At 60.9% G+C, this 26965-nt stretch carries 25 protein-coding genes and 1 tRNA gene; 10 read left to right on the top strand and 16 right to left on the bottom strand.

Going from position 1 to position 26965, the window contains the following annotated elements; genetic code table 11:
* Positions 1 to 1196: 1196 nt before the first annotated feature.
* The gene (locus tag ACE4RL_RS11665) at positions 1197 to 1940 is read right to left on the bottom strand and encodes a glycosyltransferase family 2 protein (protein WP_375597304.1); all 744 of its coding nucleotides are present in this window, start codon (positions 1938 to 1940) and stop codon (positions 1197 to 1199) included.
* Between the two features lie 206 nt (positions 1941 to 2146).
* Between ACE4RL_RS11665 and ACE4RL_RS11660 the strand changes: the two genes are divergently transcribed.
* Together ACE4RL_RS11660 and ACE4RL_RS11655 are read left to right on the top strand one after the other, a co-directional pair.
* Positions 2147 to 2905 (top strand): FecR domain-containing protein, encoded by a 759-nt coding sequence (locus ACE4RL_RS11660; protein ID WP_375597303.1) that lies wholly within the window; start codon positions 2147 to 2149, stop codon positions 2903 to 2905.
* A 96-nt stretch (positions 2906 to 3001) separates the two neighbouring features.
* On the top strand, positions 3002 to 3817 hold the full coding sequence (locus ACE4RL_RS11655) for an ion channel (protein ID WP_375597302.1): 816 nt from the start codon (positions 3002 to 3004) through the stop codon (positions 3815 to 3817).
* Between the two features lie 6 nt (positions 3818 to 3823).
* On the opposite strand, the gene ACE4RL_RS11650 is transcribed toward ACE4RL_RS11655, so the two are convergent.
* Genes ACE4RL_RS11650 through ACE4RL_RS11635 form a run of 4 tightly spaced genes read right to left on the bottom strand, consistent with a single transcriptional unit; the run spans position 3824 to position 8808 of the window.
* A complete protein-coding gene (locus ACE4RL_RS11650) occupies positions 3824 to 6523 on the bottom strand; it encodes an ATP-binding protein (protein WP_375597301.1) in 2700 nt (899 codons plus the stop codon).
* The gene (locus ACE4RL_RS11645; RefSeq protein ID WP_375597300.1) at positions 6523 to 6756 is read right to left on the bottom strand and encodes a hypothetical protein; all 234 of its coding nucleotides are present in this window, start codon (positions 6754 to 6756) and stop codon (positions 6523 to 6525) included. Before ACE4RL_RS11645 ends, ACE4RL_RS11650 begins: the two co-directional genes overlap by 1 nt.
* The gene (locus tag ACE4RL_RS11640; protein ID WP_375597299.1) at positions 6740 to 7123 is read right to left on the bottom strand and encodes a response regulator transcription factor; all 384 of its coding nucleotides are present in this window, start codon (positions 7121 to 7123) and stop codon (positions 6740 to 6742) included. Before ACE4RL_RS11640 ends, ACE4RL_RS11645 begins: the two co-directional genes overlap by 17 nt.
* A gap of 56 nt (positions 7124 to 7179) precedes the next feature.
* The gene (locus tag ACE4RL_RS11635) at positions 7180 to 8808 is read right to left on the bottom strand and encodes a short-chain fatty acyl-CoA regulator family protein (RefSeq protein ID WP_375597298.1); all 1629 of its coding nucleotides are present in this window, start codon (positions 8806 to 8808) and stop codon (positions 7180 to 7182) included.
* A 189-nt stretch (positions 8809 to 8997) separates the two neighbouring features.
* On the opposite strand from ACE4RL_RS11635, the gene ACE4RL_RS11630 reads away from it, so the two are divergent.
* From ACE4RL_RS11630 to ACE4RL_RS11610, 5 genes are all read left to right on the top strand, one after another.
* Positions 8998 to 10356, top strand: coding sequence for a substrate-binding protein (locus ACE4RL_RS11630; protein WP_375597297.1), 1359 nt, complete (start codon positions 8998 to 9000; stop codon positions 10354 to 10356).
* A 160-nt stretch (positions 10357 to 10516) separates the two neighbouring features.
* Entirely contained in the window at positions 10517 to 11548 is a 1032-nt protein-coding gene (locus tag ACE4RL_RS11625; protein ID WP_375597296.1) for a branched-chain amino acid ABC transporter permease, read from the top strand.
* A 1-nt stretch (position 11549) separates the two neighbouring features.
* A complete protein-coding gene (locus ACE4RL_RS11620) occupies positions 11550 to 12689 on the top strand; it encodes a branched-chain amino acid ABC transporter permease (protein ID WP_375597295.1) in 1140 nt (379 codons plus the stop codon).
* Between the two features lie 11 nt (positions 12690 to 12700).
* The gene (locus ACE4RL_RS11615) at positions 12701 to 13465 is read left to right on the top strand and encodes an ABC transporter ATP-binding protein (RefSeq protein ID WP_375597294.1); all 765 of its coding nucleotides are present in this window, start codon (positions 12701 to 12703) and stop codon (positions 13463 to 13465) included.
* Positions 13466 to 13479: 14 nt separating this feature from the next.
* Positions 13480 to 14235 carry an ABC transporter ATP-binding protein gene (locus ACE4RL_RS11610; protein WP_375600270.1) on the top strand — a complete coding sequence of 252 codons (756 nt, stop codon included), beginning with the start codon at positions 13480 to 13482 and terminating at the stop codon, positions 14233 to 14235.
* Positions 14236 to 14480: 245 nt separating this feature from the next.
* Here the strand turns inward: ACE4RL_RS11610 and ACE4RL_RS11605 are convergent, their stop codons facing one another.
* From ACE4RL_RS11605 to ACE4RL_RS11570, 8 genes are all read right to left on the bottom strand, one after another.
* Positions 14481 to 15251, bottom strand: coding sequence for a 5-oxoprolinase subunit PxpA (locus ACE4RL_RS11605; protein WP_375597293.1), 771 nt, complete (start codon positions 15249 to 15251; stop codon positions 14481 to 14483).
* Positions 15248 to 16159, bottom strand: coding sequence for a biotin-dependent carboxyltransferase family protein (locus tag ACE4RL_RS11600; RefSeq protein WP_375597292.1), 912 nt, complete (start codon positions 16157 to 16159; stop codon positions 15248 to 15250). Before ACE4RL_RS11600 ends, ACE4RL_RS11605 begins: the two co-directional genes overlap by 4 nt.
* Positions 16156 to 16842: an allophanate hydrolase subunit 1 gene (locus ACE4RL_RS11595; RefSeq protein WP_375597291.1), complete on the bottom strand. Its 687-nt coding sequence runs from the start codon at positions 16840 to 16842 to the stop codon at positions 16156 to 16158. The genes ACE4RL_RS11600 and ACE4RL_RS11595 overlap by 4 nt, the downstream gene beginning before the upstream one ends.
* A gap of 117 nt (positions 16843 to 16959) precedes the next feature.
* Complete coding sequence (locus ACE4RL_RS11590; RefSeq protein ID WP_297112524.1) at positions 16960 to 17136, bottom strand: hypothetical protein; 177 nt, start codon at positions 17134 to 17136, stop codon at positions 16960 to 16962.
* A gap of 290 nt (positions 17137 to 17426) precedes the next feature.
* Positions 17427 to 17663 carry a hypothetical protein gene (locus tag ACE4RL_RS11585; protein ID WP_375597290.1) on the bottom strand — a complete coding sequence of 79 codons (237 nt, stop codon included), beginning with the start codon at positions 17661 to 17663 and terminating at the stop codon, positions 17427 to 17429.
* Positions 17664 to 17682: 19 nt separating this feature from the next.
* Positions 17683 to 17772: transfer RNA gene (locus ACE4RL_RS11580), tRNA-Ser, on the bottom strand.
* Positions 17773 to 17835: 63 nt separating this feature from the next.
* Entirely contained in the window at positions 17836 to 18807 is a 972-nt protein-coding gene (locus ACE4RL_RS11575; RefSeq protein WP_375597289.1) for a quinone oxidoreductase, read from the bottom strand.
* Positions 18804 to 19748 (bottom strand): TerC family protein, encoded by a 945-nt coding sequence (locus ACE4RL_RS11570; protein WP_375597288.1) that lies wholly within the window; start codon positions 19746 to 19748, stop codon positions 18804 to 18806. The genes ACE4RL_RS11575 and ACE4RL_RS11570 overlap by 4 nt, the downstream gene beginning before the upstream one ends.
* A gap of 181 nt (positions 19749 to 19929) precedes the next feature.
* Between ACE4RL_RS11570 and ACE4RL_RS11565 the strand changes: the two genes are divergently transcribed.
* From ACE4RL_RS11565 to ACE4RL_RS11555, 3 genes are read left to right on the top strand one after another with little or no spacing between them, the layout of a single operon-like run.
* Positions 19930 to 20382 carry a YeeE/YedE family protein gene (locus tag ACE4RL_RS11565; RefSeq protein ID WP_375597287.1) on the top strand — a complete coding sequence of 151 codons (453 nt, stop codon included), beginning with the start codon at positions 19930 to 19932 and terminating at the stop codon, positions 20380 to 20382.
* Positions 20382 to 20855, top strand: a complete 474-nt coding sequence (locus tag ACE4RL_RS11560) for a DUF6691 family protein (RefSeq protein WP_375597286.1) — start codon at positions 20382 to 20384, stop codon at positions 20853 to 20855. The genes ACE4RL_RS11565 and ACE4RL_RS11560 overlap by 1 nt, the downstream gene beginning before the upstream one ends.
* Positions 20852 to 22009, top strand: coding sequence for an FAD-dependent monooxygenase (locus tag ACE4RL_RS11555; RefSeq protein WP_375597285.1), 1158 nt, complete (start codon positions 20852 to 20854; stop codon positions 22007 to 22009). The genes ACE4RL_RS11560 and ACE4RL_RS11555 overlap by 4 nt, the downstream gene beginning before the upstream one ends.
* 55 nt (positions 22010 to 22064) lie before the next feature.
* Here ACE4RL_RS11555 and ACE4RL_RS11550 read toward each other — a convergent pair whose 3' ends face one another.
* The 3 genes from ACE4RL_RS11550 to ACE4RL_RS11540 form a co-directional block, all read right to left on the bottom strand.
* Positions 22065 to 22811 carry an invasion associated locus B family protein gene (locus ACE4RL_RS11550; RefSeq protein WP_375597284.1) on the bottom strand — a complete coding sequence of 249 codons (747 nt, stop codon included), beginning with the start codon at positions 22809 to 22811 and terminating at the stop codon, positions 22065 to 22067.
* Positions 22812 to 22956: 145 nt separating this feature from the next.
* On the bottom strand, positions 22957 to 26445 hold the full coding sequence (gene mfd, locus ACE4RL_RS11545) for a transcription-repair coupling factor (RefSeq protein WP_375597283.1): 3489 nt from the start codon (positions 26443 to 26445) through the stop codon (positions 22957 to 22959).
* The gene (locus ACE4RL_RS11540; RefSeq protein WP_375597282.1) at positions 26442 to 26720 is read right to left on the bottom strand and encodes a succinate dehydrogenase assembly factor 2; all 279 of its coding nucleotides are present in this window, start codon (positions 26718 to 26720) and stop codon (positions 26442 to 26444) included. The genes mfd and ACE4RL_RS11540 overlap by 4 nt, the downstream gene beginning before the upstream one ends.
* Positions 26721 to 26965 lie beyond the last annotated feature (245 nt).

Raw genomic sequence — 26965 nt, 5'->3', positions numbered from 1 at the left:
AGGCCTGCTGAACCATCTGCGCCAGCGCGGCCTGGGGGCTGCTGGCCGCCGGCACCTGCGCCGCAACCTGCTGTACTGGCCCATTGGTCGCTGTCGAGGCGCCCCCTGGATTGGGCGATGGCGCATGCTGGCCAACAACGCTGGCCGGCACGGTCTCTGCAACGGGCGGGAGAGCCGTGCTAGCCGATCCAGCCACGCTGACAACAGGCACAGGCCGCCCGACCGCCGGGGCCGCAACCGCATAGTGAATGTCGACCCTTGGCATGGCGATCGTTGGTGGACTGGCCGACAACTGCGCCGCCGGCGCGGAAACCCCAATCTGTCCCAGCGGTGCGGGCGCCTGGCGCACATTGACCGACGCCGCAGATGCCGTTGTGACGGCACCGCTGACGGCCGGAGCTTCCGCCGCCGCGGCCGGCAGAGGAGCGGATTGAGCCCCGGTAGCAACTGTAGGACGCACGATTGGCGAGCCGCTGGCCGGCGACGCAGAGGTGCCCGCGCTGGGAGGCAAAGAGGCGGCAGCATCGACCCGGGAGCCGGCCGGTGCCGGGGCAGATACAACCACAGGTGCCGGCACCGCTCCACCGCTTTGCGACTGCGGGTTGCCTAACCCATACGGACCCGGCGACGGAGCCGACTGTACAGGGCGTGAAACTGGAGCAGATGCCGCTGTGGACACACCTCCTGCTTGCGAAAACTGCGTCTGGTTGGATGACTGAACAGCAGGGCCCGCCGCAGAGTTCAGGACTGGTGTGCCCCCGGACAACGCCGCTGGCGACAGCTGCACCTGCGTTGCTGGCGTATGCTGGGTCGGGCCGGACACGAGTACCTGTCCGCTCACCGGCAATCGCACAGCCTCCAGCGTCAGGCGCAATTGACCATCAGCCTGCTGCACTGACAACGTGAGCGTCGCGCCCACCGGCTGACTTTGCGGCAGATTGAGCGACACGACCTGCCGCCCGATCTGCACATGCGTGGCGCCGTTACTGGCCTGGGCCAGAACGCGGGCTTCCACGGTCTGTCCGGCCGCTTGGGCGAGCGCGCGGAGGCTGGCGCTGGCCAGCGCCAAAGGGATCGGTGGAAGCTGGGACGATATGCTCATCGGCCGGGCGACTCCGGCCACGACATGTGGCTGGCCGGAGTTTAGCGCATTGTCCGCGCAACGCTACCCACAGCCGCCGGCATTGGTGAGCAAGCTATTGCGGCCGGATGTCGGTATAGTTTTTGGTCTTGGGCTTGCCCCGAAAAGTCACCCAGAAGAAGTTCAGGGTATACGTACCGGCTGTGCGGAACACGCCTTCCTTCTCCAGGCGCCGGCCTGAGGTCTTCATTTTGAGCGCATAGGTCCATTTGACCCCGCCCACCCGCGAAAGTCGCACGGCAACGTCCGTGTCCTCGCCGAAAAACTCGATGCTCCGGTCATACCCACCGACATCGGCCCATGCTTGGCGCTTGAAGACAAAATTGCCCCCCTGCACCACCGAGCCCACCCGCAGCACGAAGCGGTTGAGCACATAGATGAGATAGGTCAGGCCATAGAACAGGCTGATCAGGAAGCGATTGAAGGGAGCCATGTCGTAATAGACGTAAGGACCACTGAGGCAAACCAGCTTGTTGTCCTGGCTGAATTCGCGCATCACCACATCGAGCCAGCCCTCAGGCACGATCGTGTCGCTGTCGATATTGGCCACCAGTTCATAGCCCTCACTGGCCGCAAAGCCGGCGTCTCGCGCATTGACGAGGCCCTTCTTGGGCTCATCCACCACGCGCACACCGGCAAAGCTTCGAGCGATTTCCCCCGTCCTGTCGGTCGAGGCATTATTGACGACGATTATGTCCGCATCGGCGCCAGAGCGCTTGATTTCCGCCATCACCGATTCCAGGCATTTGCCGATCAGCGCTTCTTCATTGTAGGCGGGAATGACGAAGGCCAGCTTCATGGGGTCCCCTTGTCCGGCCTCGCGCCGGTTGTTGTTTGTGCTGCACATAGCGCGCCTCGGTCCAGGCGGCAACCAGTCGCTCTACCCTATGTATGGGTCAGCGGGCGGCGAACACCCCGTTACGCGCAAGCCCGAATACTGCTAGTATAGCGAAGGATCTGGACGGTTCATGTCCCGTTCAGCGGCAGTGTTGAATGGATATCGCCATGAATAGACTTGCAGCCTTCTTCGCCATCTCTATGGTCAGCCTACCCGGCCTGGCCCTTGCTGCCGCAGAGGGCACAGCCGTCGGCGTACGCCCCGACGCGCTTGCACGGGCTGGTTCGGCAGAGCGGACACTCGTCGTGGGAACAGATGTTTCGGTCGGTGAAACTATTGTCACGGGCCCATCCGGCACTGTTCAACTGCTATTCGACGATCAGACCCGGCTCGTGGTCGGTCCGCGCAGCTCGCTTCAGATCGAAACCTACCTGCTGGCTGGCACTGGCGCGGACAAATTCGCAGTCAACGCCCTGGCCGGCACGTTCCGATTCATCTCTGGCAACAGCCCGAAACCCGTCTATTCCATTGACACGCCGACGGCCTCCATCGCCGTGCGCGGCACACGCTTTGACCTGACGGTCGGTGGTGGACAGAGTTTGGTCATGCTCTTCGACGGCGCCTTGCGCCTCTGTCAGGGCGCATCCTGTGTCGATCTCACGGATCGCTGCGACATAGGTGCGGGGGTGGGCGGAAATGCCAACCTCTTCACCTGGTCTGACCCGGAGCGGAGCGGCGCAGCGGCCAATTTTCCACTGCCCAACATCCAGTCCAGCTTTCTCCCGCAATTCCGCGTCTCCGGTGCCCAGGCCTGCCTTGTGGCACCCAATCAGTCGCCTGCCGGTTCCCTGGTTTCGGGACCGGGATCAGGTACGCGGCAAAACCAGAACCAGAACCAGCCTTGCACAAATCCGCAACTCTGTTGAGCCAAGGCTCATCCAAGCGCGCTGGGTGGGCCTTGAACTAAACCGCAAATCGTCCTCTGTTGAGCGCCCAGCCTGCGCCGAACAAAGCGAGCCACAGTGGCCTCCCCAGATACGTCAACCTCAAAAGACGACAGCGAAGACTCTGCACTGAACCGCCTCCGCTCCAGGCTGCGGTTGCTCTATCACGGGCAATCGGCCAAGGCCCTGCGATTTCAGACCGTCATTTTGCTGGTCGATTTGGCGATCATCGCGTTCTTTATCGCGACCCCATTGTTGCGGGAGAGCGAGACTTTCCTCTGGATCGACTACTCAATTGCCGCCATCCTGGCCATTGATCTGATCGCCCGCGGCCTTGCCGCAACCCACCCCATGCGCTGGCTCCGGCAATTGCCAGTCATCATCGACATCTTCATCCTGATAACCCTGCTGGCGCCCACATGGCTATTCAACCTGGGCTTCCTGCGCATTCTGCGCCTCTGGACCCTGTCGCGCAGCAGCATGGTATGGCGTCCGCTGGAAAAGCGTGGCCTGGGCGAATATCGGGAGACGATCCAGGCGGTCATCAACCTGCTTGTCTTCATCTTCGTGGTGACCGGCTTTGTCTATACTGCCTTTGCCCGGCGGGATTCGGGCATCGCGGGCTATATCGATGCCCTCTATTTTACTGTAACAACCATGACCACAACGGGCTTTGGCGACATCGTCCTGCCTGGCACCTTCGGCAAGCTCGTTTCGATTGTGGTGATGATCATAGGCATTTCCCTGTTCGTCAGGCTTGCCCAATTGATCTTTCGGCCGGCCAAGGTGAACTTCCCGTGTCCGCAATGCGGATTGCACCGGCACGAGCCCGACGCAGTGCACTGCAAGGCCTGCGGTCATCTGCTCAATATCCCGGACGAAGGCCAGGGATGATAGTCGCTATTTGACCACGGGCAGCCGGACGCGAAAGCAGGCGCCCGGCAGAGAACCCGGCACCAGTTCCAGGGTGCCGTTCATCCGTGCAATGATCTGACGGCTGATGGCTAGGCCCAGCCCCGCCCCGCCCTGATCACCGCCCCCTTCGACCCCGCGCCAGAACTTTTCGAAAATCAGCTTGCGGTCGGACTTCGAAATGCCCGGCCCATTGTCGGCCACATCAACCAAAAACTGCCCACCGCGTACGCTCGAGCTTATTCGGACTATGGGATGGTTGGCATCGTTGTATTTGACCGCGTTGGAAATCAGGTTGATGAACACTTGGCACAGACGGTCGCTGTCGCCGTCCACTATGGTGGTATGCGCCCGCTCACCAAACTCCACCCTCATGCCCTTCTGCCGCAACAGAGCGTCGCAGACAGCAATGGCGCGATCGAGTGCTTCCTCTGCATCCACGGGCATGTTCTGCCAGTTCCGCTCGCCCCTTTCGAGCGCGCTGAGGTCGAGAATCTCGTCCAGCAGGCGGGTCAGGCGCAGGCTTTCATGGTGAATGGTCGAGATGAAGCGCTGCCGCTGCCCCTCATTGAGTTCTCCCGGCTCCATGAGAATTTCCGAGAATGACCGGATGGAGGTCATTGGCGTCCTGACTTCATGGCTCACCTGGCTTAGGAATTCGTCTTTCTGGCTGTCCAGCTCCCGCAATTGCGCATTGGCGTCTTCCAGCTTTCGGGCTGTTAGCCGCAGTTCGGCGGAAGTCTTCTCCAGCTCCTGGGAATACTCGATGACCTGCTGAGTCTCGTCGGCCATCTGCATCATCTCTTCCAGCGACACGTCGCCGCCAGCCACCACCTTCGCCAGCATGACATGTGCAGAGGCTGACCCGATCGAACCAGCCAGTTCCCGTTCCAGACGCGAAATGAACTCGGGCGTTGGCTCCAGCATGGCCGGTTCAACCCCCCGCTCTTCAGCTGCAGCCTCAAACAGCGATGCCGCGCGTCTTTCGCCCAAAACGCGCTCTGCCACGAAATAGAGATCGTTGGCTGTCGCCGAGCCAGGTATGAATCCGCGGTGTGCGAATGGCCGCCTGCGGAAAACATCGACAAATGCTGCGGCCTGAATACGCTCCAACGCCGACTGGCTGGAAAAGAGCGACCCAAGCACAAGGAAAACACAGTTGAGCAGCAGGCTCCAGAAGACCGAGTGCACCAGCGGGTCGAGCCCGTCTAAGCCAAACAGGTTCTCGGGACGCAGGAACCCGATGCCCCAGGGTCCGTACAACATGACGTCCGACACCCAAGGCAGCACGGTTTCAAAGCTGGGGAGAAACATGGTCCATGCCCAGACCACAAACCCCACGAAGATCCCACTCGCCGCGCCACGCTGCGCTGCCTCGCGCCAGTAAAGGCCTGCCAGGATCGCAGGAAGAAACTGCGCCACGCCAGCAAAAGAGATCAGTCCGATGGGCGCCAGCGCATCGTCCCCGGTCAACGAGAAGTACAGAAATCCGAGCGTGAGAATAACGCCGATCGACACCCGCCGGCTCAGCAGGAGCAATCGGCGCACGCCCTGCCCATCACCCTGCCCCACATTGGACGAGCGCAGGATGATCGGCATGATAATGTGGTTCGACACCATGATCGACAAGGCGATTGATGCCACGATAATCATTGAAGTTGCAGATGAGAAACCGCCGATAAATGCCAACAGGGCAATGCCTGACTGGCCCTCGGACAGGGGCAATGTCAGCACGAACATGTCAGGATTGGCCCCAGCCGGCATGACGGTCATGCCGTAAAGCGCGATCGGCAGGGTGAAGACGCTCATCAGCAGCAGATAGGCCGGGAAAGCCCAGCCTGCGACGCGCAGGTGATCCTCGTTTGCATTTTCCACCACCGTGATCTGGAACTGACGCGGCAGGCAGATGATCGCGGCTGCAGACAGCACCGTCATGGCCACCCAGCGCGGCCCAAATGGGTCATCCTCGTAAATGGCGATCCCGGCCGCCTCCGCGCCGCGATAGACGCCCTCGAAGCCACCGCCCAGACCGAAGGTCACAAAAATCCCGACTGCCAACAGGGCGGCCAGCTTCACCACCGCTTCAAAGGCAATAGCGGCCACCACCCCGTGATGCTGTTCCTTGGCATCGACGTTGCGGGTGCCGAAGAGAATGGTGAACAGCGCCATGCCGGCTGCTATCCCGAAGGCCAAAGCCCCGTCGTCGACGCCGACAAGGCTGCCGCGCGCGCCCTCCGCCGATTCAGCAACAACCTGAATGGACGCCGTAATCGCCTTGAGCTGCAGCGCGATATAGGGCGTGATGCCGATCACCGCGATCACTGTCACGAGCACGGCCAGCCGGCTCGACTTGCCATAGCGCGACGACAGCAGGTCCGCGATCGAGGTGATGGCCTGCATGCGTCCGATCCGCACAAGTTTGCGCAACACGAACCACCATCCGACAAAGACGATGGTTGGGCCTAGATAGATGGTCAGGAATTCCAGCCCGCCGCGGGCCGCATTGCCTACCGCTCCATAGAATGTCCAGCTCGTGCAGTAGACCGAGATGGAGAGCGTGTAGACCGCTGGCGAACGCAGGAAGGAGGACTTGTTGGCCCGGGTATGCCGGTCCCCGAAATAGGCCAGCACGAAGAGCAGGCCGACATAGACTATGGCCGTGATTATGACGAAATCGGCCGAAAGCATCACTCCTCCCCTTCGTGGACGTCCTCGTCCGAGGCGCGGGGGAGGTAATGCGTCAGCATGGCGGCACCGATAACCAGGAGGGCCCAAACCCCGAACAGATAGAGGACGATCTGGGGTACGCCGAAAAACAGGATCGGGTGATTGAAGATATAGACCAGCGGCGGAATGATCAGCAGGGCACCAAACACCGCGAAAACGAAGACGCCGCTTTCGAGCTTACGGCGCGCCGTCATCGTCACCCAGCAACTGACGCACCGCCCCGACAACTTCGGCGTTGGAATAGGGCTTGGTTACAAAACCATCGGCGCCGAGTTCCTCGGCGATGCGGCGATCCTGCTGCTGGCCCTTGGCCGTCAGGATCAGGACGGGCAGGATTCGGGTTGCCGCCTCGGAACGCAATTGCTTGAGGACGTCAAAGCCACTGCGCTTGGGCAGCATGACATCAAGCACCAAAATGCGCGGCAGCTCACGACGCACCCGTTCCAGAACAGCCTCGCCATCGGTCACTGATTCTACGCTCCAGCCAGCGCGGCGTAGGATAAAATCCAGCGACTCCAGAATGCTAGGCTCATCTTCGGCGATCAAGATATCGACGGCCAATAGTCCCCCCAAATGCCTACGGTCTCCCCTCCGCAGGCCATGCTAATTAATCCCAATCATGCGCCTTCGCCAAGGGTAATCCCGTTTGGCACGAGCGACGTCCGCAAATTTTCCCGTCCCGGCGAGGGCGCCAGCGGCTCTTCCTGCCGGCTGGCACAGTTGGATCGCGTACAAAGTCGGCAGGTCGGGCCAACCTCCACATCCGCTTCGGTGTCTGCCAAATCCAGTCCCTGCGCATAGACAGTCTTGTCCGCATGCAACACATTGCACGCCAGCATCACCGAAGCCATGACCGGCGGCTCATGGAAAGCCGCCGCTCGTCTCTGCACTGTGCGAGCAACAAACAGGTAGCGGGACCCATCTGAGAAGCGGACTACTTGGCGCACGGGCATGTCAGGTGTTCGAAATGCGCCATAGATCGCCCAGAGCGGACAAGCATGCCCTGAATAGGGCAATAGCAACCCAGGCAAAGGATAGTGCTTGGTCAGGCGCCCTGCCGGGTCGGAGCGCAGAAAGCCGAACGGCACCCCCTCCTCCCCACCCCGCCTTAGCGAAACCAACCGGTGTGCAACCTGCTCGTAGCTCGCGTAAAAAGTTTGCCGCAGTTGGTCGATGTCGTAGGTCATTGCTTCGGCCTGCTCGAGAAAGCGGGAGTAAGGAAAGACCATGGCCCCGGCCAGATATGATCCTAGAGCGCGCCGCGCCAGGCGCAACGCCGCCTGGGACGCCAGCGCAGCCTTTCCCAGCTCCGCTTCGATGACCGAACCCGCTGCCAACTCTCCATAGAGCCGGGCCAGTTGAAATTGTCGCGTGGCAAGCGTGGTCGCGCCCTGCAGCCACATGGTCGAAAGTTCAGGAAAGTAGCGATATTGACCGGGAAAGTCCTCAGGTCCCCCCGGCGGCAATCCCCCAACGACTATTCGGACGCCAAACTGTTTCTCAAGCGCCGTCATCAGGCTCTGCACTCCGAAGACCCCATGAGTTTCCACAGCGCCACGCAAGCTGCCGGCCGCGTCTTCCAACGCTGGGAAATAGTTTGTTTTCTCGATGAGTAGATCGTCGATCTCGCGTGCCGCCGAGACACTGCGCCGCCCGGCGCTGGCATTTTCGAAGTGACCAATCAGATTGCGGGCCACCGCGCCCAGATTCCGCGTCTCGCGTCCAATGGCGGCAACAAAGCGATCCCGCTCACCCTCCTGCAAGTCCGGCACCTCTTCCAGGATTTCAGCACTGGAACGTACCGCCGTTACGCCGGAAAGTACCTGATGCAACAATTGACCGAGCAGCGGATCGGACCGTAGCCGGTCCGCGAAAGCGTCCGCGCTGGCCACAGCTTCGGTATAGGCACGGTGCAGCCGAGTCATTGCGAGCGCACTCGCGGGATATTGAGCCACCATCTGCCGCCGCTCGTCAGGCTGAAACGGCAGCGACTCAACCATCGGATCGGCATAGGCCTCTTCCAGATCTTGCAGCAGCTTCTGCTCTGACTGGCCCGTCAGATCGTCGATGTCGATATTCAAATGGAGCGCCACACGCTGCAAAAGCGCTCCGCCCACGTCCCGCTTATTGTTCTCGATCAGGTTGAGATAACTCGGCGAGATTCCCACGAGGCGCGCCAGCGCCGCCTGGGAAATCCTGAGTGATTTCCGCCTGTTGCTGATCCGAAATCCAATCGGCGCACGCATGGCATTCCTCCAAGAACCGCCGCCCTGTCAACGAATTGACAGGAACTGCCATCAAGCAGAACAACTATTTACAATTTTTGATAGGAATTACAATGGTGTATTGCCTACGTTTTCAAATGTGTCGAATAGTAGGCAGGCGGTGAGTGGCTGGCAAAGTATCGGTCGCCCCGCGCCAAAAGGAGGAGATCGATGACATTTTTGAAGAGCGGGATGTCCCGCCGCAGGGTTCTGCAGACAGGCATGGCCGGCATAATCGGTTCCGGCGTTGCTCCCATGATGTTCACCAAGGGGGCGTGGGCGCAGGAGTTCTGCAACAACCCCACGGGCGACACGGTCACTCTTGGCCTCAACCTGCCCTTGACCGGCGCCTATGCCGAAGAAGGCGCTGACGAACAGAAAGCCTACGAGTTGGCCATTGCCCACCTCAATGGCGAAGGCGACGGTGGTCTGCTCAATGTGCTGACCCCTTCTGCCCTGAAAGGCAACGGCATCCTTGGCAAGAAAGTCGGCTTTGTCACCTCTGACAGCCAGACCAAGTCCGATGTCGCCCGCGCCGGCGCAACCCGCATGATCGAGCGTGATGGTGCCATCATGATCACCGGCGGTTCGTCCTCAGGCGAGGCCATTGCAGTGCAGGGTCTCTGCCAGGAAATGGGCGTCATTTTCATGGCCGGCCTAACCCACTCCAACGACACCACTGGCAAGGACAAGCGTCGTTACGGCTTCCGCCATTTCTTCAACGCCTACCAATCCGGTACGGCACTGGGTCCGGTGCTGAGTGAAGCCTATGGCAATGATCGCCGCGCTTACCACCTGACCGCCGACTATACTTGGGGCTGGACCCAGGAAGAATCGATCAAGAACACCACTGAAGGTCTCGGTTGGGAGACGGTAGAGGCCGTGCGCACCCCACTTGGTGCCGGCGACTTCTCGCAGTTCCTCACCCCGGTTCTCAACTCCGGTGCCGACGTTCTGATCCTCAACCACTACGGCAACGACATGGTGAACTCGCTGACCCAGGCGGTCCAGTTCGGCATGCGTGACCGCCAAGCGAACGGCAAGGACTTCCAGATCGTGGTTCCGCTGTTCTCCGAACTGATGGCCAAGGGCGCCGGTGAGAACATCAAGGGCATCTACGGCACCTCGAACTGGCACTGGAACCTGCAGGATCCAGGCTCCATCGCCTTCACCAAGTCGTTCGGGGCTGCCTATGGTTCGCCGCCGTCGCAGGCCGCGCACACCTGCTACGTGCAGACCCTGCTATATGCTGATGCAGTTGAACGCGCTGGCACCTTCTATCCGCCTGAAGTCATTAAGGCGCTGGAAGACCACGAGTTCGACGGCATGGGCAATGGCCGCACGCTCTACCGTGCCGAAGACCACCAGTGCATGAAGTCTGTGCTCGTCGTGCAGGGCAACGATGCCCCCACCAGCGAATACGACGTTCTCAACGTGGTCCAGGAAGTCCAACGCGATACGGTCGACTACGACGCCTCGATCTTTGGCGGTGAGCTCGGTCCCGCAGAACCGGCACCCGTCTGCGCCTAAACCAGTAGAGGGGCAAGGAGCGATCCTTGCCCCTTCAGGTCCGCCAGCGCCCGGTCCGCCGGGTGTTCCCGCCTGCGCATCTGCAGACCGGGGTCTTCGGAGCATCCGATGACGGCACTGCGCGGGTATCGAGAGAGCCTCGCCATTAGCGGAGCATCAAATGTTCGAAGTCATCTTTCTGCAGTTTCTCAACGGGCTTGATAAGGGCGCTGCTTACGCGCTGATCGCCCTTGGCCTCACCCTGGTATTCGGCACACTCGGGGTCGTGAATTTCGCGCATGGCGCCCTGTTCATGCTTGGTGCCTTCTGTGCCGTCATGTTCCGTCAATTCCTGACCCTTGAAACGGTCACCATTGATCCCACCCAGACATCGCCCTGGGGCGCACCACTCGAAATCAGGACGCCGCTGGTGCAGGCCTGGTTTGGAGACTTTGGGGCGGTTCTCGTCAATTACTCGGTACCCTTTTCCATCCTGATCACTATCCCGATCATGCTGCTTGTTGGCATTGCGCTGGAACGCGGCATCATCAAGCACTTCTACAAGCGCCCCCATGCCGAACAGATCCTGGTCACCTTCGGCCTGGCCATCGTGGCGCAGGAAGTCATCAAATCCGTCTTTGGACCCAATCCCATTCCCCAGCCCATGCCGACCGATCTGCGCGGTGCCGCCGATATCGGAACCTGGATTGGCTTCCAAGCCAACGTCATCACCTATCCACTCTGGCGCCTCATCTACTTCCTGTTTTCGGTTGTCATCATCGGTGGCGTCTTCGCCTTCCTGCAATTCACCACGTTTGGCATGGTCGTTCGTGCCGGCATGGCCGATCGCGAAACCGTTGGCCTTCTGGGCATCAATATCGACCGCCGCTTCACCATCATGTTCGGCCTGGCCGCCGTGGTCGCCGGCATGGCAGGCGTTATGTATACACCCTTGCTCCCGCCCAACTATCATCTGGGCATGGACTTCCTGGTGCTCAGCTTCGTCGTGGTGGTTGTGGGCGGCATGGGCTCCCTGCCCGGCGCTGTCGCCGCCGGCTTCCTCCTGGGTATTTTGCAGTCGTTTGCGTCCATGACCCAGATCAAGGCCATAGTTCCCGGCATCGACCAGATCATCATCTATCTCGTTGCCGTTATCATTCTGCTGGTTCGCCCGCGTGGCCTGATGGGCCGCCGCGGTGTGATGGAGAACTGACATGACCAATTTCATGTCCCGCAACGATTTACTGCTGCTGTTGGGCTTCACCGCCGTGGTGCTGACCATGCCGATCTGGCTCACGCCCTTTGGCGCCGGCTATCCGGATCTGCTGCAGCGCTTCATGATCTACGGCATCTTTGCCGTCGGATTTAACATCCTGTTCGGCCTCACGGGTTATCTCAGCTTCGGCCACGCCGCTTTCTTCGGTGTCGGCTCCTACGCTGCGGTCTGGTCGTTCAAACTGCTGACGCTCGACGCCATCCCTGCCATGATCTTTGCCGTTCTCATCTCGGGCCTCTTCGCTCTGGTCATCGGCTTTCTTTCGCTGCGGCGCTCGGGCATCTACTTCTCGATCCTGACCTTGGCCTTCGCCCAGATGAGCTACAACCTCGCCTATTCGGTGCTTACACCAATCACCAATGGCGAAACCGGCCTGCAACTCACCCTGAGCGATCCTCGTGTCCTGGACGCGGCTATGGGCCAGACTTTTGTCGGACAACCCGTCCCCACCCTTCTGGGCCAGCAACTGGGCGGCTATGCCGGCTTCTACTTCTGCGCCGGCTTCCTGATCCTCTCGTTCTTCTTTGCCCAGCGCGTTGCAGGCTCGCCCTTCGGCATGATGCTCAAGTCCATCAAGTCGAACCAAACCCGCATGCAATTCACCGGCTTCAATACGCGGCCTTATGCCCTGTCTGCATTCGTGATTTCGGGCATGTATGCGGGCCTGGCCGGTGCCTTGCTCGCCGTCACCGACCCGTTGGCCGGCGCCGAACGCATGCAATGGACCGCCTCGGGCGAAGTCGTGCTGATGACCATTCTGGGCGGCGTGGGCACACTGGTCGGCCCGGTAATCGGTGCCTGGATCATCAAGTACTTCGAGAACATTCTCTCGGCCCTCAACGATAACATCCTTGCCCAATTCTGGAGCTTCCTCCCTGAGGGAGTGGATGACGTGGTCGTCAAAGTGACCAGCAAATTCGTCGGCGACGGCTGGCACCTCACTCTGGGCCTGGTCTTCGTGGTGATCGTGATCTTCCTGCCCGGCGGTATCATGGAAGGCGTGCGGCGCATCATTGCAGCCGCCCGCCGATCAGGCCCGCCCAGTGCCAAATCCCACCAGCCCCAACCCGCAGAGTAGGACAGACAGAAATGGCAAATTCCAATGTTGTCCTGCACGTTGCGGACGTTCACAAGCGCTTTGGGGGCCTGCACGCCCTCGCGGACATCGACCTCCAGGTCGAGGAGGGCAAAACCCACGCGATCATCGGACCCAACGGCGCCGGCAAATCGACGCTGCTCAATGTCATTATCGGCAAATTGGCGCCAACCAGCGGGCAGGTAGTTTTCGACGGCGCTATCCTGACAGGCCGCAAGCCGTTTCAGATCAACCAGCTTGGCATTGCCCGGGTGTTCCAGACGCCGGAAATCTTTGCTGATCTCACCGTTTTGCAAAACGTGATGATCCCTGCCTTCGCCAAGCGCGACGGTACATTCACCCTCAACATGCTGCGCTCGCTCGACAGCGAAACCACCATACGCCAGGAAGCCGAGCATATGCTCGAGGATGTGGGTATGCTCAATCGCCGGGACATGCATGCTGGCAGCCTCTCGAGAGGCGACAAGCGCCGTATGGAACTGGCCATGTGTCTGATCCAGCACCCGCGCCTGCTGCTGCTCGACGAACCGACTGCCGGCATGAGCCGCCACGACACCAATACCACCATCGAGCTTCTCAAGAAGATCAAGAGCCGTGGCATGACAAAGGTGATCATCGAGCACGACATGCATGTGGTGTTTTCACTCGCCGACAAGATTTCCGTACTCGCCCAGGGCCGTATCATCGCCGACGGCAATCCCGACGAAGTGCGCGGCAATCCCAAGGTGCAGGAAGCCTATCTCGGAGGAGCTCACTGATGAGTTCAGTCGCCATGCAATCTGAAACGGCCATCGGCAGCAATGCCGCAGAACTGGAAACCACCCGCCCCTTCTTCTCGGTGCGCGACATGCACGCCTATTATGGCGAGAGCTATATCGTGCAGGGCGTTTCACTCGATGTCCGAAAGGGCGAAATTCTAGCCTTGCTCGGTCGCAACGGAGCGGGCAAGACGTCCACATTGCGCACAATCGCCCGCACCGACAACCCGCAGATGCGGCAGGGCGAAATCTGGCTGGACGACCAACCCATTCACAAGATGTCGAGTTTTGAAGCGGCCCGGGCCGGCATTCAACTTGTGCCGGAAGACCGCCGGATCATCCAGGGTTTGACGGTCGAGGAGAATATCACCCTGGCCAAGGTCGCGCCCGGCAATGGCTGGAGCCTGGAGCAGATTTACGAGAGTTTCCCGCGTCTCGCCGAGCGACGCACCCAGGAAGGCGTAACGCTTTCCGGTGGTGAACAGCAAATGCTCGCCATTGCCCGGGCCCTCGCGCGCGACCTCAAGCTCTTGCTGCTTGACGAGCCCTATGAGGGGCTGGCGCCGGTGATCGTTCAGGAAATCGAACGCATCTTGCATTCGATCAAGCCCATGGGCATCACGACTGTGATCGTGGAACAAAACGCCGTCGCGGCTCTCAAGCTCGCCGACCGCGCTGTCATTCTCGACACGGGCGAAGTCGCCTTTGCCGGCTCTGCCAAAGAAGTGCTCGACAACCCCGACCTGCGCCACGAATACCTGGCCATTTAGGCAATCCTATTGGCCTCAAGGCCATACCAGCAACTCTGGGTCCTGTGAGAACCAAGGCATGTTGCCGATCTCACCCTCTCCCCCTCGCAGGACCCAGGGTGCTTCGAATTGCCCCTGAAGGGCGAAACGCTCCGGTGGCGCGTTCCGAGGTAGGCTATGAGACCTGTGCTCGGATGGCTAACCGGCTATTCCGGGCAAGTTGCACTGGTGGAGCGAGACTTGCCACCAAACTCATGGCATCCGCCTTATATCTCCACCCCGCGCTCCACTTCGGGTACCGCTGGGGCTACGGTAATCCCCTCACCTTCCAACGCATGCCGTACCTGACGGGCCAGGTTTACGGCGCCGGGCGTATCACCGTGCAGGCAGATCGAGCGTGCACCCGATTTCAGCACCGTCCCATCAACGGCCACAATCTCACCATCCCTGGCCAACCTCAGACAACGCGCAATCACCGCTTCCTCATCGTGAATGACAGCTCCATCCTTTGCCCGCGGTACCAGCAAGCCGTCCGCCGTATAGGCCCGGTCGGCATAAGCCTCTCGGATCAGCGGCAGACCCACTGCCTTGGCTGCGCGCACCTGCTGGCTATTGTCCAGCGCCAACACGGCCATGTCCGGGTCCATCGCCTGGATGCTGCCGAATATGCCCACGGCGAAAGCCAACTCCTCGGCCGTTTGGTTGGCGAGGGCGCCGTGCAGCTTCACATAGGACAGCGCCACCCCGACTTCGTCCGCGATGTGGCGGACTAAAAGGAGTTGCCCCCTGATCTGTCCAAGCAACTGTTCAAGCGGCATGACGAGGCGAAAACGGCCAAACCGTTTGGGGTCGACATAGCCCGGATGCGCGCCCGCGCGCACCCCGCTGGCTTTGCAGAATTCCAGTATCCTGCGAATTGTGGCCGCGTCGCCGGCATGCCCGCCGCAGGCGATGGAGGCACTCGAGACGATCTGCAACAAATCGTCATCAGTCCCCATGCCCTCGCCGAGATCGGCATTGAGGTCGATGATGGTCATACTTGGCGGCTCCGCAACAGGCGGTGCGCATGGTCCACGCTGACGGGCGCAAAGGCAACAGAATCCCCGGGCCTGATCTGCGCAAATCGATCAAGATCGGCAGAAATGATCGTACCGATCCTTGGATAGCCGCCAGTTGGCTGATGATCGCGCATCAGCACGATCGGTGTTCCGTCTCCTAGGATCTGTATATCACCGGGCATGATCGGATCCGACACCAGTGATAGGATGCTCGCCCCTGCAAATACGGCCTTCTCATCGGTAAGCCGCACACCCATCCGGTCCATCGCGGCAGTGACGCGGAAAGGCATTTCGACGAAGGCGCGGCGCACGGCTGGGTCAAATCTCTCGGCATGAATGCCCCAGATGAAACGAATCGGCCCTATCCCGTTTACATTGGAAGCAGCAGGACCCTCAGCGGCCGGTCTGCCAGAGCCACTCAGAAAATCGAGAACATCACCCGCTTGAAGCGCCCGCCCAGAGAGCCCACCAATGCGTGCCCGCGTGCTGGTGGCCTTGCTGCCCAACACGTCCGGCACGTCAAAGACCCCGCCAAAACGCAAATATCCATAATTGCCCGCTGGTCCCGGGGTGATGCTCAATTGGTCACCAGCAACCAACATACATCTTCCAGGCCAAGACAATGGTTGCCCATTCAGTCTCACGCCAAAGGCGCCTCCGGCCCAGCCAACCGGCACTTCGCCAGCCTCTGCAAGGACATCAACCCCGGCCTGAGTGAATTCTATGCTGGCATCATCAGCAGTGCCGACCTGCACGCCGGCCAGATCATGTGCCGAGCGATCCATCGGTCCGGACGCGCTGATCCCATGCGCCAGCAGACCCGGACGACCAAGATCCTGTATCGTACAAAGCGGCCCGGCTCTCTCGATCCGTATCCTGGCACTCACGAGACGACCTCAAAAATCAGCTGGTCCCCAGCGCGCAGTCGTGTCGGTGGATTCTGGTCTACATCGAAGTTGCGGAAATCGGTGTGCCCGATGACATGCCAGCCGGTCGGAACCTCGGTGGCAGTAATGGCCGTTTGCCCAGCAGCAAACAACACGCTGCCTGCAGGCACGCGGGGCTTAACCAATTCGCGGCGCGGCACATTCAGGGCACTGTCATGAAATCCACAATAGACGAAACCAGGCGCAAAACCTGTCGTCAACACGCGTAGTCCGCTCCGGTTATGCGCCGCGACAAACGCTTCCCGCGAAAGGCCGAGCAAGGCTGCGACCTCGTCTAGATCCGGACCGTCGAACCGTACCGCGACATGCTGCACCCGCGCTGTTTCCGGCGCGTTGTCCGATATCAGCCGCAGCCCAAGCTCACCGGCAAGGCGAACCGGCCCGATGATCATCGGATTATAGCGCACAAGCACCGAAACCAGGCTCGGCACGACCTCGCTCACGCCATCGATCGAATCGGATTGCATCCGCGTAGCAAAGGCCAGCGCTGCACTATTGGCAGCTTCATCGAGACTCTGGCCGAACCGAACCAATAGGGCGCAATCGCCCAGAGGCAAGATTTGTGGCAGGTCCGACCAGTGGTGATCGTCTCCACGCAGGGGCTGTTCTGAAAACTTCTCCATCGGGCATGCAGTCGTTCAGATTGCACCGCATGCCGTCAAGCCGTCGGTCGCCAGATATACCCCTGCGCAAGTTGAAGAACACAGGGCCGTGATGCGAGCTTAGGATGGTTCGATCGGTCAGTTGGGGTCGCGACCCTCCTGCTCAACAACCGCCTCGAACAGGGTGCGGGCCTGCCCTGCCCCGATAGCCTCAATGGCCACGGCGGCGATGGCTGCAAACAGCTCCGCAATTTCCTGGGGATCGGTGATTTCGGCGTCGTCTTCGTCGGCGTCGGCGTTGATCAGGGTAAACATGAGGAACGCGCCTCCACACAGGGGCGGGATGCGGAAGTAGGGAGACGGTTTCCGCAGAAGCCCGCGACCACAATAGTCTGGAACCAGACTGGCTCCAGACGAGCCTACGAGATTGATTGTGCGTCGATTCCGTTACCGCTTAAATAACGGAAAGCCCTGTCATGGTGCAGAACCGGGCTTGCCGATCAGGTCAGCCTCGCTTACGCTTCGCCCGCTTTCACAAATTTGTCGCACTCGCGGGAAAGACCATTCCGCCCAGTAGCTTGAGGCCGTACAGCGGCTTCAGCATATCAGCTCGATTCTTCGTCAAGCCTTTCGAGCCAGGCCTCGATATCATCCAGCGAGGCCGAATACGGCTTGGGCTGATCGCCAAAGACGATCTTGAAGCTGTCATCGTCACGCACCGCATGACCGCCGGGCTGTCCCAGCACCTTGATCTTTTCGGAGGTGAGAATGGTCAGCCCGTGCCGAGCCGCCACCCGTTTCATGCGCCGCATGCGCGAAGCATCAAATTCCTTGCGGCTCATTTTTCGGGCCCCGGTGAAGTGGCGGGTAGGGAGGGATTCGAACCCCCGGAAGGCTTGCACCTTCGCCGGTTTTCAAGACCGGAGCATTCAACCACTCTGCCACCTACCCGTGGACGTGCGTTTAGCGGCGGCGGCGCAACCTGTCTAGAGGCTAGCGCCGCCTAATCCTGACTTAGGGCATCAACACCACTGATCCGGTGGTTTCCCGTGCCTCGAGCGCCCGATGCGCTTCTGCAACCTCTTCCAGCGGATAGGTCCGGCCGATCTCGACCTTGATATCACCGGCCTGGATCGCCTCGAAGAGCGCCTTGGCGCCTTCGAGCAGGTTTTCGCGCTTGGGGAAGTAGTGGGTGCCGGTCGGACGCGTTACGAACAACGACCCCTTGCGCGCCAGCACGCCTAGGTCGGGCACGCTGACCACGCCCGACGCGTTGCCAAAGCTGGCTAGCAAACCGCGCGGCCGCAGACAATCGAGCGAACCTTCAAAAGTTGCCTTGCCAACGCCGTCATAGACGACATCTACCCCCTTGCCCCCGGTGAACTCCTTCACCAGCCTTGGGAAATCCTCGATGTTGTAGTCAATGACGTGGTGGCATCCATGATCGAGCGCCTTCTGCACCTTCTCGGGGCCGCCAGCCGTGCCGATCACCGTCGCGCCCAGCGCCCGCGCCCACTGTGTCGCGATCAGGCCAGTACCGCCGGCGGCCGCATGCCAGAGAATACTTTCGCCTGCCTGCACCGGCCAGGTCTTGAACAGCAGGTAAAAAGCTGTCAGCCCTTTAAGCAGCACTGCCGCAGCGGTCCGGTCATCCACACCATCAGGAATGGGCACCAGCTTGTCCACCGGCATCAGCCTTTCCTGAGCATAGGCGCCGGGCGAGCCCTGATAGCAGACGCGATCCCCGACCTTGACCTCGGTTACGCCCTCACCCACCGCTATGACTTCGCCGGCCCCTTCATTGCCCGCTACAAAGGGCAGCGGCAGGGGATATAGGCCTGAACGCTGATAGGTATCGATGAAATTGAGCCCGATAGCCGTCTGCCGGAGGCGAGCCTGGCCTGGTCCCGGCACACCGATATCCCAGTCTTCGATTGAGAGAACTTCCGGTCCGCCGACGGCGTTGACGGCGACTACTCTGGTCATTTGGGTGTCCTTGGCTTGCGCGGCGCCGATTTGGGCCGTGATTGTGAGCGGCTGGCATTGCTCGATCGCGTCCGTGGACGAGACGGCGCAGCTTCGACCCTGGGCGTTACAGCCACGGGCGCGCCGCCGTCAATTGCCGCAATTGCGACACTGGCCGAAACCGACCCAGTATCACCCGTGAAGGGTGTGAACTCTACCGCTCCCGTCTTATGTCCACTTCCTCCCAACTTGCGGTTCTTGGCGAAGATATTGATCGCTTCCACCAGCACCGAGAAGGCCATGGCCGAGTAAATATAGCCCTTGGGGATATGGAAGCCGAGCCCATCGGCCACCAAGGTCACCCCGATCAGCAGCAGGAAAGCCAGTGCCAGCATCTTGGTGGTCGGATGATCAGCCACAAATTTTGCGATCGGACCCGAAGCGAAGAACATGACGGCTACGGCCACAAGCACAGCAGCAATCATCACACTGACCTGGTCGGCCGGCACCATCCCCACAGCGGTAATGATCGAGTCGATGGAAAACACCATGTCGATGATCACAATTTGCACCAGGATGGCCTGCAAGCTTGCCTTGGCAGCATCGGCCAGCCCCACCTCATGCGGCTCCTCAATTGCCGCGTGCATTTCGTGGGTTGCCTTGTAGATCAGGAACCCACCGCCAGTGATCAGGATGATGTCCTTCCACGAGAAACCGTGCCCGAAGGCCTCGAAGACAGGGGCCTGCAATTGCACAATCACGCTGATCAACAGCAGCAATATGATGCGGAACACTAGCGCCAGCCCTATACCGAGCTTACGGGCAAATTCGGCCTGCTCGCGCGGCAGCCGTGACACAAGAACGGAGATGAAGACGATGTTGTCGATCCCCAGCACGATCTCCATCACGGTGAGCGTGGCAAAGGCAATCCAGACATTGGGGTCGGCAAGCAATTCCAGCATGATGGGCTCCGCAATGCGAACGGTTGCAAAGCCCCAATCTAAGCAAGCCTCCTTTGGCGGTGAAGGCATATTCGGAAATTTTGCCCCTGCGGCATCAAGCCCGGTCAACGCGCCGCGCCGCCGCTGGCATGGCATCGATCGCCAGTGCTAGGCTACCACTTCAAACTGAGCGAGACGAAACATGGACAGCTTCACTCCACTCACCGCCACACTGGGAGGACTCCTCATCGGTCTGGCCTCTGCAGTGCTGTGGTTGGGCAATGGCCGCATTGCCGGCATATCGGGCATATTCGGGCAATTGTTACCCCCTGCCCAAACGGTCGTTTGGCGCGTCGTATTTCTGGTGGCCCTGGTCGGCGCCACAGCATTATCGGCATGGGGTTTTCCGCAGATTGGCGTCGGCGGCAGCGAGCCAGCATTGCTGGCGACGCCACCGGCGGCCTGGGGTGTACCCGCACCCATCTGGCTGATCGTCGCCGGTCTATTGACCGGCTTTGGGACCAAAATCGGCAATGGCTGCACGTCGGGCCATGGCGTCTGCGGCCTCGCGCGACTTTCCATGCGATCGCTGGTAGCCGTGCTGGTCTTCTTCGCCGTCGCCATTCTGACCGTCACTATCACGGGTATCGTCTGATGACCGCTTTGCGTTTGCCCTACCTCGCTACTGCGGCCGTGAGCGGCGCCCTATTCGGCGCGGGGCTCTATGTGTCCCAGATGGTCGACCCGCTAAAGGTACTGCGGTTCCTCGACTTCTCCGCAATTCCCACCGGCGGGTGGGACCCGAGCCTGGCCTTCGTCATTGTCCCGGCCATTCTCGTCATGTTCACTACCATACGCTTTGGTCGCCGTCGGCCCGCGCCCTTGTTCGACACTGAGTTTCACGAACCTGAATACAACAAGATCGACCGTCGGCTCGTTGGGGGCGCCATTCTGTTCGGTATCGGCTGGGGCATGTCAGGGATTTGCCCGGGACCTGCGATCTCGCTGATTGCATTTCAGCCCGATGGCCTGTGGCTATTTCTGGCGGCAATGCTGGCCGGCTCGCTAGCAGGTGGCTTGATATTGCCCAGTGGACACCGCCGCCGACTCGCGGATGCGACGCGATGACCCAAGCCGCCGACATCATCGTCGTGGGCGGTGGCCTGACTGGCTCAGCCGCCGCAATTGCCCTGGCGCGGCGGGGCCTCCACATCATCCATCTGGCCCCGACGGCGCCGCCGGACCGGCGGACATCCGCCCTCATGATGCCCAGCATGGAGTTCTTGTGCGAAACAGGGCTGATCAATGATCCAGACGCCATTGGCCACCCCTTGGCCGCTATCCGCATCATTGACGCAACACCGCGGCTGATCCGGGCCCCGGAGACGCTGTTTGAGGCCAAAGAGGCCGGTTCGTCGGCCTTTGGCTGGAACTTCGCCAATTCTGCTTTGCTGTCGCAATTCCAGATAGCCGCCCCCGCTGAAGGCCTCACAATCCGAAACGACACCGTTACCGGTTACCGCCGAGAAGGCGATCTTGGGGTCTTGACCTTGTCCGATGGTCAGGACCTTGCAGCGCCGCTCATTGTTGGGGCGGACGGCAAGAAGTCCCTGATCCGCACGGCCGCAGGCATCAAGGCGCACGAACACCAGTTTAGCGAAGCCGCCCTCGTCTGCGACCTGGAACTGCAACGCTCGATTGGTGAAACATCCGTCGAGTTCCACTACCCCCATGGCCCATTCACCTTGGTGCCTGCGGGCGGAAACCGAGCCAATCTCGTGTGGATCGATGAAGAGCCCAGGCTTAAACAGTTGCAGGCAGCCGGCCCGGAAGCCCTGTTGTCGGCTGTCTCAGACCGCTCGCAGCGCCTGTTCGGGGCTGTCACATTGGCCTCGCCCAGCTTCGTTTTTCCGTTGTCGACCCTCACAGTCGAAGCTGCGGGGAAATGCGGCGTCGCTCTGGTCGGCGAGTCAGCCCACGCTTTCCCTCCCATTGGGGCACAGGGGCTCAATCTGGGCCTGCGCGACGTCGCCGACCTCCTCACCAGCGTCGAGGCGACCGACCGCAGCCAGCCAGATTGGGGGCAAAAGGTTAGCGAGGCCTACGCGCGCAATCGAGCTCCCGACCTCGCACGCACAGGCACGATGGTCGACGCGCTGTTCCGCTCGCTATTGGCAGAAATGCTGCCCGGTCAGGCCTTGCGTGCAGGCGGCCTTTGGGCGCTCAAGCTCTTGCCGCCCTTGCGGCGCCAGGCCTTTGGCCTCGGCATGGGACGACGCTGAGACACGAAAAAGGCGCGGTCACCCGCGCCTTCTCAATCCGTTCGAACTGCCAAGCTTACTGCGCTGGGGTCTCTCCGGCGGCGGCGCCTTCCCCGGCAGGGGCGTTAGCGCCCTCGCCCGACAACTGCTGGCGCAGCTGTTCAGCGCGGTCCTGCAGCACCTGCTCCAGTGCATTCTGGCCCGATTCCTGCTGCTGCAGCTGTTCGAAGGTCAGCGCGGCATCACCATCATAGGTTGCCGTGAACCCAGCAAGATTGATCTCGACGGACAGGTCCTGATTCTGCCGGTTCTTCGCCGTCAGCGTCAGCTTGGCGCCACGCTTGAGTGAGTTGACATACTGCTCGTTGATCACGAGCTGGGTCGAACAGGACTGAACGTCACACAGCATGTAGGGCACACGGACAGGCTTGGCGTTGTCGATCTGCCAGGTCAGGCCAAACGGCAGCAGCACGCCGAGCGGCACTGCTGCCACGGCGAGCAGCCGGCTTTCCTGGCCCGGATCGTCGCGCAACAGGAACGAACCAAGGAACTGTCCATTGGCCAGCACCACCTGGCGCATCAAGCACGCCTTCTGGCCATCAGGCAGCGGATCGCAGACCTTGAGCCAGTTCTGCGAAGCCAGATTGTCTACCGCAGCTCCGACCTCATCGGTTGCAGCACCATCGGCCGGCGCCGGATCGGCGGCAGCCGGTGTCTCAGCGGCTGGCTGATCAGTGGACGCGTCCTGGGCGAATGTCGCGAGCGGGGACAGCATCAGTGCGGCCACCGCAACACTGGCGACGAGGGGTTTCCTGAAAGTCATAGAATGTCCTTGCCTTCCTTGGCGGTCCCGGCGGCGCAAAGCCGCCTAGTAATTCGAACTGCCCTTCAAGGGCGCAAATCGGGCAATAACATGACCGATGCTCCTTGCCAAAACATTATGCGGGCAAGTTGCGGCCGAGGCACGCTCAGGCCCCGCTTTCCGCTAGTTTTGCGAGCTTTGACAGGATTGCGGCCGCCCCTTTCAGCCGCTGCTCGGCGCTGGGCCAGTTGCGCGCGAACACAAGTTTCTGATCGGGCTTGATCCGAACCTGATTGCCCGGATCGCTCACCAGCTTCACCAAACCCGCTGGGTTGGGGAATTCATTGTTGCGCAGCGAGATGACCGCTCCCTTGGGGCCGGCATCCACTTTCTCTACATTGGCCTGCCGGCACAGCGACTTGACAAGGATGACCTTCAGCAGCGCTTCGACTTCTTCGGGCAGCGGTCCGAACCGGTCGATCAGTTCTGCGCCGGCCGCGTCGATTTCGCGCATATCGGTGAGATCGCCCAGCTTGCGATAAAGCTGCATGCGCAGCTGGAGATCGGGCACATAGTGCTCCGGAATCATGACGGGCATGCCCAGCGAAATCTGCGGGCTCCACTCGTTACGGTCCTCATATTCCTCTTCGCCCGACTTGAGGGCGGCGACGGCCTCCTCAAGCATGGCCTGATAGAGTTCATAACCCACTTCGCGGATATGCCCGGACTGTTCGTCGCCCAAGAGATTACCGGCGCCGCGAATATCCAGGTCATGGCTGGCCAGCTGGAACCCGGCCCCCAGGCTTTCAAGCGACTGCAGCACACCCAGGCGCCGCTCCGCAGTGTCGGTGAGTTTCTTGTCCGGCGGCACGGTGAACAGCGCATAGGCGCGCGCCTTGCTCCGGCCGATACGGCCCCGGATCTGATAAAGCTGGGCGAGACCAAACTGGTCGGCCCGATGCACGATCAGCGTATTGGCATTGGGAATATCGAGCCCCGATTCTACGATCGTGGTCGCCAGCAACACGTCAAACTTGTTGTCGTAGAAGGCATTCATGATGTCATCGAGTTCGCCTGGCGGCATCTGCCCATTGGCGACCACGAATGAGACTTCCGGCACTTGACTGCGCAGAAACTCGGCAATGTCCGGCTGGTCCTTGATCCGCGGGACGACATAGAAACTCTGCCCGCCCCTATATTTCTCGCGCAACAGCGCCTCCCGGATCGAGAGCGGATCGAAGGGCGAAATAAAGGTGCGGATCGTCAGGCGGTCCACTGGCGGTGTCGCCAAGAGGCTAAGGTCGCGCACGCCGGTCAGCGCCAGTTGCAGCGTCCGCGGTATAGGCGTCGCCGTAAGCGTCAGCACATGCACATTGGCCTTGAGTTCCTTGAGCCGTTCCTTGTGCCCCACGCCAAAATGCTGCTCCTCATCGATGATCAGCAGGCCCAGATCCTTGAACTTGATCGATTTGCTCAGCAGCGCATGGGTGCCCACCACGATGTCGACCTGACCATCGGCTAGACCATCCTTGGTCGCCTTCAACTCGGCCGCGGTCACCATGCGCGAGGCATGGCGCACCCGAACCGGCAAACCGTTGAATCGCTCTGCGAAAGTCTTGAAATGTTGCCGCGCCAAAAGCGTGGTCGGCACCACGACGGCCACCTGCTTGCCGGACAGCGCCACAGCAAAGGCCGCGCGCAAGGCGACTTCCGTCTTTCCAAAGCCAACATCGCCACAGACCAGCCGATCCATCACCTTGCCCGAGGTAATGTCGTCAAACACGGCCTCGATGGCGCCGAGTTGATCCTCAGTCTCTTCATAGGGGAAGCGCGCCGCGAACTCGTCATAGGCGCCGCTATTGATGTCCACCACGTCCGCCTTGGTCAGCAGGCGTTGGGCAGCGAGCTTGATGAGCTGTTCCGCCATCTCGCGGATGCGCTTCTTGAGCTTGCCCTTCTTGGCCTGCCAGGCCACACCGCCCAGCTTGTCCAGCGCAACCGTGGCGTCATCCGAACCATAGCGCGTCAGAAGTTCGATATTTTCGACCGGCAGATAGAGCTTGGTATCGCCGGCATATTGCAGCTCGACGCATTCATGCGGCGCTCCGCCTGCCTCAATGACCTTGAGGCCAAGGAACCGACCGATACCGTGGTCGACATGCACCACCAGATCGCCGGCCGATAGGCTCGCTGCCTCTGTCAGCGCATCCGACGCCTTCCTGCGCCGCTGCGGCCGCAGGATGCGTTCGCCGAGGATGTCCTGCTCGGAAAGCACCAGTAGGTCCCTGGTCTCGAAGCCGGTTTCGAGCGGCAGCACGACCAGCGAAGTTGTTGCTGCGCTGGTGGTCTCGGCATCGCGCCAGTTTTCCGCCAGGCGCGGATTGGTCAGGCCATGGTCCTTGAGCACCTGCACCATGCGGTCGCGCGTGCCCGCGCTCCAGCAAGCAATGACCGCCCGGCGCCCATTTCGCCGTTCAGCTAGCAGCCGATCTACTACCGCCTGAAACAGATTAACGTCCGACGCTGCGCGCTCAGCCGCAAAACTGGGTGCAATATGCCCGCCCGCGTCATCGCCACGTGCCGTGTCGGGCGACAGAAACGGAGAGAGCCGCACCACCGACGCCCCTGCCAGCGCCGTCGGCGACGCATCCAGATCGTAGAGAAGGTCTGGCTTGATCGGCTTGTAGGGCGCTCCCGCCCCAGCCACCTTAGGCTCCTGCCTGGCGGCTTCGCGCGCCTCATAATAGTCGCGGATTTGCTCGGCGCGCTCGGCAAAAGCCTCGGCCACCTGATCGTCGAACACGAAAGGCGCGTCTCCGGCATAGTTAGCCAGCCGGTCCATATGATCGTAGAAAAACGGCAGCCAATGCTCGGTACCCGAATAGCGGGAACCGCCGCTCACCGTGGCGTAAAGCGTGTCATCGACAGTATTACCGCCAAACGCGGCGGTGTAGTTCTGCCGGAAGCGCCTGATGGTCTCCTCGTTGAGCACCACTTCGCTCATGGGCGTCAGATCAATGCGCTTGAGCGTTCCGGTAGTGCGCTGGCTATCGGGGTCGAATGTGCGGATCGATTCAAGCTGGCTGCCGAAGAAATCAAAGCGCAATGGCGCGTCCGACCCGGCAGGGAAAAGATCGACCAGCCCACCGCGCACAGCAAACTCCCCGCTCTCCCGTACCGTGGGCACGCGCAGATAGCCATTGTTGGCTGCCCAGGCGATCAACTTGTCGCTATCCACCATGCGCCCGACCGCTGCGGAAAAGCTCATGGTTTCGACAAGGTCGCGCGGTGGCAGTTTCTGAATCAGCGCGTTAACGGCAGTCAGCACAATCGCGCCGCTATTACCGCTGGTCAGCGCTGCCAGCGTATTCATCCGTGCCGCAATAGTGACCGTGTTGGGCGAGACGCGATCATATGGCAGGCAGTCCCAGGCCGGCAGCGTCAAGATCGTATGCCCCGGCAGCATAGCGCCAAGCACCTCGGCCATGCGCTGCATCCGCCGCCCGTCACGGGCGACAAACACCAGGCTCGCAGGATCTTGCGGCGCATCCTTGAGACGCTGCTCGACCAGTTGCGCCAGCACCATGGGCTGCATGCCGTCCGGCACGTTTGAGATCGTCCGCACCTGCGGCGCGACTCCGCTCATTTCGTTCATTTTTCGATCCGGGCCTGGTGGTCTGCAATCACCAGATTGAGGAAGTCCAGGTCGACATGAGCCGGCGGCTCTTCCTGCCGCATCACCCATTTGAGCAGCGGAGGATCTTCCTCGTTCATCAACGCTTCCAGGCGATCCAGGGCCGATGCATCGAAGCCGTCGACATTCGCGTCCGCGAAGGGCCCCAAAATCAGGTCCATCTCCTTGGTGCCTCGATGCCAAGCCCTGTAGCGCAGGCGCTTGCGCCGAATGGCAATATCCTCACCGGCCGTCATCTGACACCCATGATCCCAATCTGTTCGCGATTTGGACGCTTACTACGCGCAAACGAACGCGCTGTCACGGCCTGATGGCCGTGCCAGTGGCGCGCTCATTGACGTCGCCTCAGATGATATTCAGCAGTCTCAGTACGCCAAATAAGGCCACCCAAAGCAGGATGTTCAGGCCGACGATGATTGTGACCCGATTGACAAACCGGAACTTGCGACCACGAACCTCGGCTGACGGGGCTCCAACCAGG

Source organism: Devosia polycyclovorans, assembly GCF_042181575.1.
In the GTDB taxonomy this organism is placed as follows: Bacteria; Pseudomonadota; Alphaproteobacteria; order Rhizobiales; family Devosiaceae; genus Devosia; species Devosia polycyclovorans.
The sequence above is the reverse complement of the archived record's forward strand: the minus strand, read 5'-3'. Positions and strand labels throughout refer to the sequence as shown.